At 64.9% G+C, this 14,588-nt stretch carries 14 protein-coding genes; all 14 read left to right on the forward strand.

Translation table 11 applies throughout. The features are described 5' to 3' along the window. The first annotated feature begins 167 nt into the window (after positions 1–167). The 14 genes from L0U84_RS08415 to styD all read left to right on the forward strand — a co-directional run bounded on the left by L0U84_RS08415 (position 168) and on the right by styD (position 14,572). Positions 168–725 (forward strand): carboxymuconolactone decarboxylase family protein, encoded by a 558-nt coding sequence (locus L0U84_RS08415; protein ID WP_233849206.1) that lies wholly within the window; start codon positions 168–170, stop codon positions 723–725. 37 nt (positions 726–762) lie between these two features. After that, on the forward strand, positions 763–1,650 hold the full coding sequence (locus L0U84_RS08420; protein WP_233849207.1) for a helix-turn-helix domain-containing protein: 888 nt from the start codon (positions 763–765) through the stop codon (positions 1,648–1,650). A gap of 74 nt (positions 1,651–1,724) precedes the next feature. Then, complete coding sequence (locus tag L0U84_RS08425) at positions 1,725–2,147, forward strand: hypothetical protein (RefSeq protein ID WP_233849208.1); 423 nt, start codon at positions 1,725–1,727, stop codon at positions 2,145–2,147. A 214-nt stretch (positions 2,148–2,361) separates the two neighbouring features. After that, entirely contained in the window at positions 2,362–3,510 is a 1,149-nt protein-coding gene (locus tag L0U84_RS08430) for an amine dehydrogenase large subunit (protein ID WP_233849209.1), read from the forward strand. Between the two features lie 13 nt (positions 3,511–3,523). Then, positions 3,524–4,090, forward strand: a complete 567-nt coding sequence (locus L0U84_RS08435; protein ID WP_233849210.1) for a MauE/DoxX family redox-associated membrane protein — start codon at positions 3,524–3,526, stop codon at positions 4,088–4,090. Next, on the forward strand, positions 4,090–4,722 hold the full coding sequence (gene mauD / locus L0U84_RS08440) for a methylamine dehydrogenase accessory protein MauD (protein ID WP_233849211.1): 633 nt from the start codon (positions 4,090–4,092) through the stop codon (positions 4,720–4,722). Before L0U84_RS08435 ends, mauD begins: the two co-directional genes overlap by 1 nt. Before the next feature lie 37 nt (positions 4,723–4,759). Next, positions 4,760–5,299 (forward strand): methylamine dehydrogenase light chain, encoded by a 540-nt coding sequence (locus tag L0U84_RS08445; protein ID WP_233849213.1) that lies wholly within the window; start codon positions 4,760–4,762, stop codon positions 5,297–5,299. After that, entirely contained in the window at positions 5,296–5,802 is a 507-nt protein-coding gene (locus L0U84_RS08450) for a c-type cytochrome (RefSeq protein ID WP_233849214.1), read from the forward strand. The genes L0U84_RS08445 and L0U84_RS08450 overlap by 4 nt, the downstream gene beginning before the upstream one ends. Further along, the gene (locus L0U84_RS08455) at positions 5,799–6,275 is read left to right on the forward strand and encodes a c-type cytochrome (protein WP_233849215.1); all 477 of its coding nucleotides are present in this window, start codon (positions 5,799–5,801) and stop codon (positions 6,273–6,275) included. Before L0U84_RS08450 ends, L0U84_RS08455 begins: the two co-directional genes overlap by 4 nt. Positions 6,276–6,328: 53 nt before the next feature. Beyond that, complete coding sequence (locus tag L0U84_RS08460) at positions 6,329–7,693, forward strand: DUF1329 domain-containing protein (RefSeq protein ID WP_233849216.1); 1,365 nt, start codon at positions 6,329–6,331, stop codon at positions 7,691–7,693. 87 nt (positions 7,694–7,780) lie between these two features. Beyond that, the gene (locus tag L0U84_RS08465) at positions 7,781–9,601 is read left to right on the forward strand and encodes a DUF1302 domain-containing protein (RefSeq protein WP_233849217.1); all 1,821 of its coding nucleotides are present in this window, start codon (positions 7,781–7,783) and stop codon (positions 9,599–9,601) included. 80 nt (positions 9,602–9,681) lie between these two features. Then, positions 9,682–12,045 carry an efflux RND transporter permease subunit gene (locus tag L0U84_RS08470; protein ID WP_233849218.1) on the forward strand — a complete coding sequence of 788 codons (2,364 nt, stop codon included), beginning with the start codon at positions 9,682–9,684 and terminating at the stop codon, positions 12,043–12,045. A gap of 21 nt (positions 12,046–12,066) precedes the next feature. Beyond that, entirely contained in the window at positions 12,067–13,062 is a 996-nt protein-coding gene (locus L0U84_RS08475) for a YCF48-related protein (protein WP_233849219.1), read from the forward strand. Positions 13,063–13,093: 31 nt separating this feature from the next. Next, a complete protein-coding gene (gene styD / locus L0U84_RS08480) occupies positions 13,094–14,572 on the forward strand; it encodes a phenylacetaldehyde dehydrogenase StyD (protein ID WP_233849220.1) in 1,479 nt (492 codons plus the stop codon). The last annotated feature ends 16 nt before the right edge of the window (positions 14,573–14,588 follow it).

Below are 14,588 nucleotides of genomic sequence, written 5' to 3' on the forward strand. Positions count from 1 at the left end.
ACAAACCCAAACATCATAGTCCGCGTCCAGGCGGCTCGCCAGAAAGAAGCCGCCGCCGCATTGCTGAGCGCGATGACATCCGATGTAATTGGCGCGCCGCGCGGCTGCTTCTACTCTTCGACTACCGCGTCGTCATCCGATGGCGCACACGTCGAGGAGATACCATCATGTCCAGCTATCCCGTTCACACGATCGAGTCCGCTCCCGAGCAATCGAAACTCCTGCTGCGGAAACTGCATCAGGCGTTCGGCGTGATTCCGAACATCGCGGCCAAGATGGCCGCTTCACCGGTGCTGATCAACGGCTTCATCGGCCTGTTCGAGCGCGTGCATGCGAGCAGTCTGACGGAACCGGAGATCCAGACGCTGCTGCTCACCAACGCGGTGACGAACGCGAGCGAATGGGCAGTTGCGTTTCATACCGCGCTCGGCCTGAACGCGGGCCTGCGTCGCGCCGATGTCGAGGCGATCCGCCACGCCGGCGTGCCCGACGACGCGAGGCTGTCGGCACTGTCGACGCTCGCGCGCACGCTGATCGAAAAGCGCGGCCGCCTCGCCGACGAGGACCGACAACGCTTTCTGGCGGCAGGCTTCAGCGCAGAGCAGATTCTCGAGGTGGTTGCGGTGGTCGCCGCGTCGACGATCACGAACTACACCGGCAGCGTGACCGAGCCGCCGCTCGAAACGCAGTTCGCGGAATTCGCGTGGCACGCGCGCGCGCGCTGAAGCAGTCCTGTTCATGCATCAGGAGGAGGGCAATACGATGAACGTCACCAGTCACGATCCGAAAGTGCAGCCCGGCGATCTAGGCAGTCTGTTGCGCTATTGGCGTGACGTGCGTAACGTGAGTCAGCTCGATCTTTCGCTCGAGGCCGGCTTCTCGCAGCGGCAGATCAGCTTCATCGAAAGCGGGCGCAGCGTGCCGGGCCGCGACACGCTGCTCACGCTTGCGCAGACTCTCGACGTGCCGCTGCGCGAGCGCAATGCGCTGTTGCTTGCCGCGGGTTATGCACCGATCTATTCGGAAGCGCCGTGGAATGCGCAGGAAATGCAGGGCGTGGTTCGAGCGCTCCAACGGGTCATGCGTCAGCATGAACCGTTTCCGGCGCTCGTGATGGACCGCGACTGGAACGTGCTGATGAGCAACGACGCGGCGCCGCGCTTCTTCAACTGTTTCATCGACATGGCCGCGCGCGAAGGCCCGCGCAACATGCTGCATCTGATCTTCGATCCGCGCGGCATGCGTCCGTTCGTCGCCGATTGGGAGGAGGTCGCGCGAAGCCTGTTGCAACGCGTGTATCGCGAGTCGGTCGGTCATGTGATCGGCGCCAACACGAAGCGTCTGCTCGATGAACTGCTTGCGTATCCGGACGTGCCGCGCGACTGGAAGACGCATCATGGCTCGTCCGCTACCACTGCAACGGCAGCAGCGACGCTGCCGATGGTGCCGCTCGGCTTCATCAGCGAAGGCAAGGTGCTGCGCTATTTCTCGATGGTCACGACCGTGGGCACACCGCAAAACGTCGCCGCGCAGGAGCTGCGCATCGAATGCATGTTCCCCGCCGACGATGCCACCGAAGCGCACCACCAGCAGCTGCTTGCGACGCACGCGTCCCCGCAACCTCCAATATCGGCAAACCGTACGCCGTGATATAGCAGTGCCTGCGGTTTTTGGGCGATCATCCGAGCCGATCAGCTTGAGCAATCCGACGCCACTCACTCCAAATGGATAACGGGCTTTTACTGTTTCCGGTCGCGGCGCTTCATGTCGAAGCAGCCGACGAGCCACTATGGTTCCGCCGCGCGCCCAATTCGCACGCGGCCATCATCTCCGACTTCGGCGACGTGACCGAGGTGCTCGCGCGCGTGCCGGAATCATGGTGCGTCGTACCGGGTGCGCAACTCGAAGGCTTGCACGACGACGAGGACATCACGAGCGCCGACCCGCGTTTCAACGGCGAGCTTCCGCGTCACCATTTCGCGGTAATTCGTCATACGGACCGCCGCATCAACGTCGCGCTGCTGTTGATCAACGCCGCCGAAGCCGTGTTGCTGCCGACGCGACTATTTGCCTCGCGCGCTCATTTCGAAGCCTGCGTGCCGGGTCTCGAACAGTTCGTCCGCGAAGAAACCGGGCCGGGCGCCTGAGCCGCGGACCGCTGAACCACTGCTCTCGCATGAGGGTGAACCCCGCTATCCATGGCCGCGGAAAAATGCGTCGAGCGTCTTTGTAAGCCTGTTATTGGATTCGTAAGTAAGGCGTAATAAATCTACTTATCGTTTGCCGATTTGGGAGCTGTTTCCACAATTATCTACAGTTAATTTTCCGCAATGCCACAACGAATGTACTTGCGGAGAAGAGATGCAAAGAAAACGGAGACTGGCGCTGCTGATGTTGAGCAGCGTCGCGATAGCGACCCAGGTTCTCGCAACTGAAAAAGCGGAAGACCTGACGATCGCGAAGATGCCGGCGTACAGCCCGCATCAGGTGTACGTCGTGGACGTGAACTTCAGCTCGATGACGGACGCGCGCACGTACGTGATCGACGCCGACAACAACCGCCTGCTCGGCCAGATCGACGCCGGCTTCGCGCCGGGTCTCGCGATCAGCCCCGATCACAAGACGAGCTACGTCGCGACGACTTACTTCGCGCGCGGCTCGCACGGCGCCCGCACCGACGTCGTCGAAACGACCGACAACACGACGCTGCAGATCACCGGCGAAGTCGCGATTCCGCCGAAGCACGCGCAAAGCGTGCCGTCGCCGTACAACACGTCGATGTCCAAAGACGGCAAGTGGCTGTACGTGTCGAACATCACGCCGGCGACCTCGGTCACCGTGGTCAACACGGCCACCCATCAGGTCACCGCCGAAATCGATACGGACGGCTGCGTGCTCGCCTACCCGACGGGTAACGACCGCTTCACGTCGCTGTGCGAAAGCGGCAAGGCGTTGACCGTCGTGCTCGGCGCGAACGGCAAGGAAAAGAGCCGTAAGTTGTCCGACGCATTCATCGACGTCGCCAGGGATCCGGCGTTCGTCAATGCGTCGCGCAGCGGCAATACGTACTGGTTCGCGACCTTCAACGGCAATCTGCGCACCGCTGACTTCAGCGGCGCCGCGCCGGTGTTCGGCACGCCGTGGGCGCTCGTCACACCGGACGAGGCGAAGGCCGGCTGGCGTCCGGGCGGCCTGCAGCAAACCGCGCTGCACGTGCCGACCCAGCGTCTGTTCGTGGCGATGCACCAGGGCAACGCGGATACCCACAAGGACCCCGCGAGCGAGGTCTGGGTGTTCGACCTGAAGACGCACAAGCGCATCGCGCGCTGGAAGCTCGCGGACCAGAAGATCGATCCGCTGCTGTCGATTCAGGTCAGCGAGGATGCGCATCCGCTCTTCTACGGCATCACGATCAACTCGGACGTGGTCGTCGCCGACGCGGCGACGGGCAAGCTCAAGCACGTTCAGAAGCAGGTCGGCGCGACCGCGTCGCTGCTGCTCAACCCGTAACCAGGTGCATGCGATGAATCCAGTCCTCGTCATCGATCCGGTCGTCTCGAGCGTCGCGCTCGCCGCGACCTCGATCATCACCTTGACGCTCGCGCTGCCGAAAGTGGCGCGCCAGTACGACCAACGGCAGATCGTCGCCGGTTTCGATCTTCTGCCGCACGCGCTGGTCGCGCCGTTCGCGCTCCTGTTGCCGCTCGCCGAAATCGCCGCGACGCTCGCGACGCTCGTACCGGCTACGCGCAGCATCGGCGCCGCCGCGCTCGCCGCGCTGTTCGTGCTGTTTGCGCTTGCGCTCGGCATCAACGTGGCGCGCGGGCGCACCAACATCGATTGCGGCTGCAGTGGGTTTCGCCAGCCGGGCGCTGCCGTGCCGCACTCGATAGGTTGGGCGCACGTCGCGCGCACCTTGCTGCTGGCCGCGCTCGCCGCGCTGATCTGCCTGCCGCAAAGCGCCCGCGCGGTCGTCTGGTTCGACTATCTCAGCGTGCTCGGCGCGACCCTCGTCGCCGTAGCCGCTTTCTTTACCCTGGACGTGCTGCTCGCCAACCGTCCGAAGCTGAATCACCTGAGGAACTCGTAATGGAAAACGCACTGTTGGTCTCCAATGTTTTGCTGTGGCTCGGCGTGCTTGCGCTCGGCGCCATCTCCCTCGCGCTCGTGCGCCAGATCGGCGTGCTGTACGAACGACTGATGCCGGTCGGCGCGCTGATGATCGACAAGGGGCCGGCGGTCGGCACCGTCGGTCCGTCGTTCGAGTTCAACGCGCTCGACGGCCGTCAGGTCAAGGTCGGCGGCATCTCCGCCAAGGGCCGCAGCACGCTGGTGTTCTTCCTGTCGCCGAGCTGCCCGGTGTGCAAGAAGCTGCTGCCGTTGCTGCCGTCGATCCAGTCGCGCGAAACGGCTACCGACATCGTGCTCGCGAGCGACGGCGACACTACCGAACACGCGGCGTTCTACAAGAAGCTCGGCCTGAGCCAGTTCCCGTACGTGTTGTCGCAGGAGTTGGGTCTCGCCTATCAGATCGGCAAGCTGCCGTACGCACTGCTGATCGATGAAGCGGGCAAGGTCCGCGCGAAGGGTCTGGTGAATTCGCGTGAACACCTCGAAAGCCTGTTCGAAGCGAAGGATCGCGGGGTGGCCTCGCTGCAGGAGTTCGTCCACGCGGGCCACGACCATGCGGACCACGGGGACCACGCGGAGCAGCACGCCTGAGCACGTCATCACACATCAGAACGACAGGACGACAAGCATGAAATGGTTCGACTCTTTCTTCGAGTTGAGGGCGCGCAACGTCGCGCAGCACAGCTCGCGACGCAGCGCGATGGCCAGGCTGGGCCGCGTGCTGGTCGGCTCGGCGCTCGTGCCGCTGCTGCCGGTGGACCGCACCTTCGCGGCTGACAACGCGTCGGCGCCGGGCGCCGCGAGCGCGCCGGCCGCGGGCAAAAGCGACGACCCGTATAGCTGCGACTACTGGCGCTACTGCGCGATCGACGGCTGGCTGTGCAGCTGCTGCGGCGGCACGTCGAGCAGCTGCCCGCCGGGCACGACGCCGTCGCCGATCACGTGGATCGGCACCTGCCGCAATCCGCACGACGGCACCGACTACATCGTGTCGTACAACGACTGCTGCGGCAAAACCTCGTGCGGACGCTGCTTCTGCAACCGCAACGAACGCGAGAAGCCGCTGTACAAGCTCTCGCTGAACAACGACATCAACTGGTGCATGGCGAGCGGCAACGCGAACTATCACTGCTCGGTATCCGCCTTGCTCGGAGTAGCACAGCAATGACCACGACGACTTTTAACCGGCGCCTCGTGAAGTGGGCCGTGACCTTGTGTGCGACGGGCGCCGCGCTGAGCGCGGGCGCGGCCCTCGCGCAGAGCGCGCAGTACGCGCCCGGCAAGGCGTTCTTCGACACCAAGTGCGCCGTGTGCCATCAGGCGGGCGGCAAGGGCCAGGACGGTCTCGCGCCGCCGCTCACCGAGCTGCCGGGCCACTACGCGACCAACGCGCAGGGTCGCACGCAACTCGGCCTGACCGTGCTCAACGGCATGTTCGGCACGATCGCGATCAAGGACAAGAGCTACAACTTCAAGATGCCGAGCTTTCGCGCCGAGTCCGACGAGGACCTCGCGAACGTGCTCAATTACCTCGTGTTCGACGTGAACGCGAAGCATGCGGGCGCGAAGCCGTTCACCGCGGCCGAAGTGAAGGCGCTGCGCGCGACGCAGATGGACGGCGCTCAGGTGCGCGCGCATCGCGACGTCGCGCTGAAGAGTCTCGGGCTATGAAGAAGACTCGCGCGTGTGCGCTGTTCTCAGCCGTGCTTGCCGTGTGCGCGGGGATGTCGGGGGTGGCCGCGCATGCACAGGAGCGCGGCTACAACGCGGCGAGCGCGCGCGAGGCCTGGGTCCTCAACTGCATGGGCTGTCACACCGGCGACGCGCACGGCATCGCGGGCAAGGTGCCGCCGCTCACGGGCGAGCTCGGACACTTCGTGCGGCTCGCCGAGGGACGCGAGTTCGTGATGCGCGTGCCGGGCGCGTCGAACTCGTCGCTGTCCGACGCGGAGCTGGCGAACGTTCTGAACTGGCTGATGGACACGAGGAACGCGGACACGAAGCCCGTGGATTTCAGGCCTTATACCGCGCAGGAAGTTGCCGCGAAGCGGCGGCCCGCGCTCACCGACGTCGCGAAGCATCGCGCGGCTCTGATCGAGAGTCTGCGCAAGAGCGGCGATACGGCGGTGAAAGATCAGTACTAGAGATGGCCGCTACGACGGCTGGGCGATTCAACAGGTATCGGGAGATCGAGACGATGAAAGGCAAGACGCAAGTAAAGGCAATGTGTTCGGCAGCGGTGCTGGCCGCCGTGCTGGGCACGCTGGCGGGTGGCGCGGTGGCGGACACGGCCGGTATGGAGAAGGGCGCGAGCGCCGACGGTCGGATTCCGGCGTACGCGGGTCCGCAGGCAGCGCCCGCGGACTGGTCGTACGGCAAGCTGCGCGGCGACTTCTGGAAGCACAAGGGCGAAAAGCCGTTGTACTCGATCGACGCGAGCAACGTCGACAAGTACGCGGACAATCTGACGCCCGGCCAGGTGCAGCTGATCAAGCAGAAGAAGGGCTACCGCATGGACATCTATCCGACGCACCGCGAATGCGGCGCGCCGGACTTCGTGCAGGCCAACACGAAGCTGAACGCGACTCAGGCGAAGATGGACGCGAGCGGCGAGAACCTGGAGAGCGCGAGCCTGCCGGGTATGCCGTTCCCCGCGCCGAAGACGGGTGCCGAAGCGATGTGGGACCACCTCGCGCGCTATCGCGGCATCGGCGCGGAATGGCAGAAGGCGGTGACGGCGGCATCGCCCCGGCCGGGCGGCAGCGAGTGGATCAAGGCCGAATCGAAGCAGACGCTGTACTTCCCGTGGGGCAAGAAGGGCGCGAGCTCGCCGCAGCAGGCCGGCGACATGCTCTATGCGATCTATTTCGCCTATGAGACGCCGGCCGCGCTGGCCGGCCAGGGTCTCGTGCAGCGCGACTACTTCGACAAGGGCAACGATACGTACTACTACTTCACGGGCCAGCGCCGCGTGCGCCGCATGCCGGCGTATTCGTACGACGCGCCGCAGATCGGCTTCGAGAACCAGTACACGGTCGACGAGCCGTGGCTCTTCAACGGCCAGCTCGACCGCTTCAACTGGAAGCTCGCCGGCAAGAAAGAGATCTACATCCCGTACGACGACTTCGGCATGTACAACTTCAAGGACAAGTTCGACGACGTCTTCAAGCCGGACGGCGTGAGCCCCGAAGCGCGCCGCTATGAGCTGCACCGCGTCTACGTGGTCGAGGCGACGCTGAAGTCGGGCGTGCGCCACGTGGCCTCGAAGAAGGTCTTCTACATCGACGAGGACAGCGGTCTCGCGGTGGCCGCCGAAGACTACGATGCCCAGGGCAAGCTCTGGAAGGTCAAGGAAGCGTATCCGATCCCGGTGTACGAGCTGCACGGCGCCTGTGACGTCGAGCCGTTCGTGCAATACGACCTCAACAACGGCCGCTACGTGACCGACCAGTCGACCATCGGCACCAACACCGACATTCGCTGGTACGAAGACTCGAACGACGCGCGCTTCAAGGACGACTTCTATTCGTCCGAGAACCTGCGCGCTGTCAGCGAGCGATAACGTAACGTCCAGCGGTCGCGGCGCGCCGACTGGCGCGCCGCCACTCCTCATATTCGACCTGCAAATAAATCAGGCATGGGAAGCGCCATGGTGAAGACAAAAATTAGCGCGGCAGTTTCGTTAGGTCTGCTGATGGCGGCACAGGGGGCCTCGGCATACGAGTTCACACTCAACGACGGTGCCGTCAACGGTTCGTGGGTCACGAACCTGACGGCGGGCGGGGGCATCCGCGTCAAGAACCCGAGCTGCTCGCTGACAGGCGACCCGAACGCCAACGGCTGCGGCGCGGGCGCGAACACCGCGCAGTGGTCCAACGGCGACGACGGCAACCTCAACTATCGCAAGGGGCAGCCGTTCAGCACGTACATCAGCGCGACGAGCGAGCTGCTGCTGACGATGCCGGGCGAAGGCGTCAAGTTCATGGTGCGCGGCACCGGCATGTACGACTTCCTCGCGAAGAACACCAACCGAACGGAGCTGTCGAGCACCGCGGCCTCGCAGATCGTGTATCCGGTCGATCTGCTCGATCTGTGGGTGCAGAAAGACTTCACGCTCAACGACCGCTCGGCGCACGTGCGGGTCGGTAACCAGGTGATCAACTGGGGCGAGAGCTTCTTCGCGACCAACGGCATCAACGCGACCAACGCGGTCGATATCCAGAAGCTGCTGATCCCGGGCACGCAGTTGAAGCAGGCGCTGCTACCCGAGCCGATGATCAGCTTCGCGAGCGGCATCACCTCGGGACTGAGCACCGAGGCTTATTACCAGTTCAGCTGGAAGAGCAACCGCTATCCGCCGGTCGGCTCGTACTGGTCGGTCGGCGACATCTTCGGGCGCGGCTCCGGTCCGGCCAGCATCAGCACGCTCAACGGCAACGTGGGCGGATTCGATCCGGGCACGATCGCAGGGCCGAACGCCGGCAACGCGAATTTTGTGGGAGGCATCACCAACGGCCTGGTCAACGGCCAGTTCGCAGGGCCGCCGTTCAACTCGATCGGCGTGCCGACCTCGACGGAGCTGCCGAACAAATACCGTCCGCAGTTCGGTATCAAGTTCAACTACAAGCCGAAGAGCGTCGACGTCAACTTCGGCTTCTACTACGAGAACTACACCGACAAGTCGCCGGTGGTCGGATCGCAGCCGGACGGCACGATGCAGTTCCAGTACCTGAACAACCGTCAACTGTTCGGCGCGAGCGCGAACTTCGGCGTCGGCGACTGGGCGATCGGCACCGAGCTTTCGTATCGTCCGAAAGATGCGGTCGCGCTGTCGGGCTGCTTCGGCGCGGGCGGTCCGTTGGACTTCAACACGAACGCCGTGTCGGGCATCACCTGCCAGCAGTGGCAAGACCGCAAGAAGCTGCAATACCTGATCAACGGCCAGTTGAATCTCACGCAAAGCGACTATCCGTTCCTGAAGCTGATTCACGCCGACATGGCCGTGCTGACGATGGAGCTCGCGTGGATCTACTACCCGGGCCTCAATTCGAACGGGCTCACGCGCACGGTCGATGGTCAACAGGTCACGCAGGCGCCGGCCGCCGGCTACTTCACGTGGCTGAACAACAACTCGGGCTTCGGCTATCCGATCACGGCCGCGAAGGGCACGGCGAGTTCGGTCGGAGCGACGGTCGACTTCAACTGGACCTATGACGGCTCGGTGATCCCGGGCTGGCAGCTCACGCCGGGTGTGACGTTCACCGACGCACTGTACGGCTACACGCCGACCTTCACCGCGAATTACATGCAAGGCGCGAAGTCGGTCAACGTGTATGTGCTGTTCAACCAGAACCCGACCGTGTGGCAGGCCGGCATCAACTTCACGGCGTTCTTCGGTGGTCACAACACCGTCGGTCAGCCGTACTCCGACCGCAATTTTGTCGGCATGTTCGCAACACGTAACTTCTAAACCGCAGTTTTAAGGCAGGCAGGTGCGCGCCCGTTGCGGGCGCGCACCGTGGATCAGCAGCAGACTTTGAGGGGCGCAATGTGTTGAATCGTCTGGTAAGCAAGCTCGAGGCGTTCCTGTTCGGGCATCGCGCGATCACGCTCGGCGTGATCGCGGTCTTCACGGTGGTGATGGCCGTGTTCGCGTTGCAGTTGCGCATGGATGCGGGATTCGACAAGCAGATTCCGACCCAGCACGAATACGTGAAAACGTTCCGGGAATACCGCAACGATCTGCTTGGCGCGAACCGGATCACGGTCGTGCTGAAGGCGCGCAACGGCACCATCTGGACGCGCGAAGGGCTCACGCGGCTCTATCAGATCACCCAGGCCGTCGGCTATCTGCCCGATGTCGATCGCGGCGGCGTGCAGTCGCTGTGGACGCCGAATTCCTTCGTCAACGAAATCACCGAAGACGGTTTTCGCGCGGACCCGCTGATCGATGGCACGATCACGCCGGAAAGCCTCACGGACGAGAAGATCGCCGCGATTCGCCAGTCGACCTCGGCGGGCGGCTACGTCGGTGTGCTGGTCTCGCGCGACCAGACGAGCGCGATGATCACGGCCGAGCTGAACGAGCGGGACGCGAACGGCAACGCGCTCGACTACGTGGCCTTCAATCACATCCTCGAAGAGAAGTTGCGCAAGCCGTATGAGAACGGCGCCTACCAGGTGCAGATCATCGGCTTCGCGAAGCAGATCGGCGACATCGCCGACGGCGCGTCGGGCGTGCTGGTGTTCTGCGCGTTGGCACTAGTGCTGACGGCGGGCGCCGTCTACTGGTACAGCCGTTCGCTGCGCTTCACGATCCTGCCGATCGCGTGCTCGCTGACCTCGCTCGTGTGGCAGTTCGGCACGCTGCGCATCCTCGGCTTCGGCCTCGATCCGCTCGCGGTGCTGGTGCCGTTTCTGGTGTTCGCGATCGGCGTGTCGCACGGTATCCAGCAGATCAACTTCATCGTGCGTGAACTGTCGCACGGCCGCACGCCGATGGAAGCCGCGCGCCACAGCTTCAGCGGCCTGCTGATTCCGGGCACGCTCGCGCTCGTCACCGCGCTGGTGTCGTTCGTCACGCTGCTGCTGATTCCGATTCCGATGGTGCGCGAGCTCGCGATCACCGCATCGCTCGGCGTCGGCTACAAGATCGTGACGAACCTCGTGATGCTGCCGGTCGTCGCGTCGTGCCTGCATTTCACCAAGGAATACGCGGACCGCGCGCTCGCCGCGCGCGAGCGTCGCGCGCACTGGCTGCGTGTGCTGGCCCGCGTGGCCGAACCGCGCAACGCAGCGATCACGCTGGCGGTGACGGCAGTGGTGTTCGGCGTGGCGGTGTGGCAAAGCCGCGATCGGGTGGTCGGCACGTTGCAGCCCGGTGCGCCCGAGTTGCGCGCCGATTCGCGCTTCAACGAAGACGCGGTGGCGATCTCCAGCAGCTACGACGTCGGCCTCGACTGGCTCACGGTCGTTTTCGAAGCGCCGAACTCAGGCGATTGCACCGATCCGCGCCTAGGCCTGTTCGAGGACGACTTCGTCGGCTCGATGAACCGCGTGCCGGGTGTCGTGTCGGTCAGCTCGTATCCGCAGATGCTGCGCACCTACAACGAGGGCTACAACGAAGGCAATCCGAAGATGTTCGTCGTGCCGATCGATCCGACCAACTATGCGGCGCTGAGCGCGGAGATCAACCGCGTGCGCGGCTACATGACGAAGGACTGCCGGATGACGGCGGTGCATCTGTTCCTGTCGGATCACAAGGCCACGACGATCAATCGCGTGATCGACGCGGTCAAGACCTATCGGGCGGACAACCATCTGGCGGGCGTGACGATTCGCCTCGCCGCCGGTAATGCGGGCGTGCTGGCCGCGACCAACGACGAAGTGGCGCGCAGCGAATTGCCGATGATGCTCTACGTGTACGCGGCGATCGTCGTGCTCGTGCTGCTCGCGTATCGCGACTTCCGCGCGGTGATCGCATGTTGCCTGCCGCTCACCGTGGCGACGTTCATCGGCTACTGGTTCATGAAGCAACTGCAGATCGGCCTGACGGTCGCGACGCTGCCGGTGATGGTGCTCGCGGTCGGCATCGGCGTCGACTACGCGTTCTACATCTACAACCGCCTGCAACAGCATCTGTCGCATGACGTGCCGATCGTGAAGGCGGTCGAGCAGGCGATTCTCGAAGTGGGCGTGGCGACGATCTTCACGGCGATCACGCTCGCGGTCGGCGTCGCGACATGGAGCTTCTCGGCGCTCAAGTTCCAGGCGGACATGGGCAAGCTGCTCGCGTTCATGTTCCTCGTCAATCTCGTGATGGCGATGACGGCGCTGCCCGCGCTCGCGGTCTGGCTCACCCGGCTCTTTCCGCGCCGCTCGGCGGTCAAGAGTTCGAGCTTCTTCTCCCACTAGCGCGCCACGAGGACAACCATCATGCAAAAGACCAAGAGCCTGAAGATGGCCTGCGCGGCAGCGCTCGCGTTGCTCGCAGCGCTCACCGGTGCGCACGACGCGCTCGCCGGCGCCGCGCCCGACAACAAACTCGCGCTGGCGGCCGCAAAGCATCGCGACGGCGCCGAGCGCTCGATGATGCTCGGCGCGACACTCGCGGGCAGCCGCATCGTCGCGGTCGGCGAACACGGCGTGATTCTGCTGTCGGACGACAACGGCGCGCACTTCCGCCAGGCGCACGAGGTGCCGGCCAATGCCACGCTGACCTCGGTCGCCTTCGCCGATGCGCGGCACGGCTGGGCGGCGGGGCACTGGGGCGTCGTGCTGCACACCGACGACGGCGGCGAGAACTGGCGCGTGCAGCGCTCGGATACCAGCGTCGACCAGCCGCTGTTCTCGATCGCGTTCCGCGACGACCGGCACGGCTGGGCCGTGGGCCTGTGGTCGCTGCTCGTCACCACCGACGACGGCGGCGCCACCTGGAAGACGCAACAGGTCGACCAGGGTGCGGGCGGCGGCGCCGGCAAGAGCGGACTGAATTTCTTCTCGGTGTTCGCGGGCCCGGACAAGGACGTGTATATCGCGGCCGAGCAGGGCACCGTGTTCAGGTCGAGCGACGACGGCGCGAGCTGGCAGGCGCTGCATACGGGCTACAAGGGCACGCTGTGGAGCGGCGTGGTGGCGCCCGATCGCACGGTCTACGTGGGCGGGCTGCGCGGCAATCTGTTCGCGAGCGGCGACGCCGGCGCGACCTGGCAGACGGTGGCATCCGGCGCCAACGATTCGATCACCGATCTCGTCGCGAACGCGCACGGCGTGGCAGCCGTGGCGCTCGACGGCTCCGTGACGCTGAAGCAGCCGGGTGCGCGTGAGTTCGTGGCGAAGCAGTTGCCGGGCCGCGACGCGCTGACCGCGCTGGTGTTGAACAACGACGGCTCGCCCGTGCTGTTTTCCAAACAAGGCGTAATCGCCCCATAACCAGGATCGACAAGATCAATCAGGAGCAGACATGAAAATCGAAGCATTGCTTGCGAACCTTCGCACCCAAATGATCGTCGGCGGCCGTGCCGTCGACGCGCGCAGCGGCAAAACCTTTGCCGTCTACGACCCGGCCAGCGGCCGTGAAATCGCCCAGGTGCCCGACGGCGACGCCGAGGACGTCGCGGCCGCCGTGGCCGTCGCGAAGAGCGCGTTCGAATCGAACGAATGGCGCCGTATGCCGCCGGCCGCGCGCGAACATCTGCTGCTCAAGCTCGCCGATCTGGTCGAGCGGCACGGCGACGAACTCGCAGCGCTCGAAACCCTGAACCAGGGCAAGCTGCTCGGTTTCTCGCGCATGCTCGAAGTGGGCGGCAGCGCGCAGTGGCTGCGCTATATGGCCGGCTGGGCGACGAAGATCGAGGGCAGCACGGTCGATCTGTCGCTGAGCTTTCCGCCGGGCGTGCAGTATCGCGCGTCGACGCAGCGCGTGCCGGCCGGCGTGGTCGCCGCGATCGTGCCGTGGAACTTCCCGCTGCTGATGGCGGTGTGGAAGATCGCGCCGGCGCTCGCCTGCGGCTGCACGGTGGTGCTCAAGCCCGCCGAGGAAACGCCGCTGACCGCGATCCGCCTCGCCGAACTCGCGCTCGAAGCCGGCTTCCCGGCGGGCGTGCTGAACGTCGTCACCGGCCGTGGCGAAACCGCGGGCGCGGCGCTGGTCCGTCACCCCGACGTCGACAAGGTGACGTTCACCGGCTCGACCGAAGTGGGACGTCTGATCGGCGCGCAATGCGGCCGCGACATCCGCCGCGTTTCGCTCGAACTGGGCGGCAAGAGCCCGGTGATCGTGCTCGACGACTGCGATCCGCGCAAGGCGATCGAAGGCGCGGCGAGCGCGATTTTCTTCAATCACGGCCAGGTGTGCACGGCGGGCTCGCGCCTCTATGTGCCGCGCTCGATGTACGCGCAGATCGTCGAAGGCGTCGCGCAGGTCGCCAACAGCCTCGTGCTCGGTTCCGGTTTCGACGAGACGACCCAGATGGGCCCGCTCGTGTCGGCGCGTCATCGCGACAAGGTCGTCGGCATGATCGCCGAGGGCCGCGCGCAGGGCGGCGAGATCGTCGCGGGCGGTTCGGCACGCGACGGCGACGGCTATTTCGTGCGCCCGACCGTGGTCGCCAACGAAGCGCGCCGGCCGCTTTCGCTCGTCAACGAGGAAGTGTTCGGCCCGGTGCTGGTGGCGATGCCCTACGACGATCTGGAAGAAGCGATCAGCGCCGCGAATTCGAGCGAGTACGGTCTCGGCGCGAGCGTGTGGACCAATCAGCTCGATAAGGCCCTGCGCGTCGTCGATCGCATGGAAGCAGGCACGGTGTGGGTCAATTCGCACAACATGGTCGATCCGGCGTTGCCGTTCGGCGGCTTCAAGTCGTCCGGCGTCGGACGCGAGCACGGCCGCGCGATCATCGACGCGTACACCGAGACGAAATCGGTCTGCTTCGCCTACTGAAGCCTACACTCGAGGG

This window comes from Paraburkholderia sp. HD33-4, assembly GCF_021390635.1.
Classification (GTDB): domain Bacteria; phylum Pseudomonadota; class Gammaproteobacteria; order Burkholderiales; family Burkholderiaceae; genus Paraburkholderia.

Bases quoted from the DNA above. Each gene is read 5' to 3' on its own strand.
- L0U84_RS08450 (WP_233849214.1), top strand. From the start codon at position 5,296: ATGACCACGACGACTTTTAACCGGCGCCTCGTGAAGTGGGCCGTGACC.
- L0U84_RS08460 (WP_233849216.1), top strand. From the start codon at position 6,329: ATGAAAGGCAAGACGCAAGTAAAGGCAATGTGTTCGGCAGCGGTGCTG.
- L0U84_RS08430 (WP_233849209.1), top strand. From the start codon at position 2,362: ATGCAAAGAAAACGGAGACTGGCGCTGCTGATGTTGAGCAGCGTCGCG.
- L0U84_RS08465 (WP_233849217.1), top strand. From the start codon at position 7,781: ATGGTGAAGACAAAAATTAGCGCGGCAGTTTCGTTAGGTCTGCTGATG.
- L0U84_RS08445 (WP_233849213.1), top strand. From the start codon at position 4,760: ATGAAATGGTTCGACTCTTTCTTCGAGTTGAGGGCGCGCAACGTCGCG.
- L0U84_RS08415 (WP_233849206.1), top strand. From the start codon at position 168: ATGTCCAGCTATCCCGTTCACACGATCGAGTCCGCTCCCGAGCAATCG.
- styD (WP_233849220.1), top strand. From the start codon at position 13,094: ATGAAAATCGAAGCATTGCTTGCGAACCTTCGCACCCAAATGATCGTC.
- L0U84_RS08475 (WP_233849219.1), top strand. From the start codon at position 12,067: ATGCAAAAGACCAAGAGCCTGAAGATGGCCTGCGCGGCAGCGCTCGCG.
- L0U84_RS08435 (WP_233849210.1), top strand. From the start codon at position 3,524: ATGAATCCAGTCCTCGTCATCGATCCGGTCGTCTCGAGCGTCGCGCTC.
- L0U84_RS08425 (WP_233849208.1), top strand. From the start codon at position 1,725: ATGGATAACGGGCTTTTACTGTTTCCGGTCGCGGCGCTTCATGTCGAA.
- mauD (WP_233849211.1), top strand. From the start codon at position 4,090: ATGGAAAACGCACTGTTGGTCTCCAATGTTTTGCTGTGGCTCGGCGTG.
- L0U84_RS08420 (WP_233849207.1), top strand. From the start codon at position 763: ATGAACGTCACCAGTCACGATCCGAAAGTGCAGCCCGGCGATCTAGGC.
- L0U84_RS08455 (WP_233849215.1), top strand. From the start codon at position 5,799: ATGAAGAAGACTCGCGCGTGTGCGCTGTTCTCAGCCGTGCTTGCCGTG.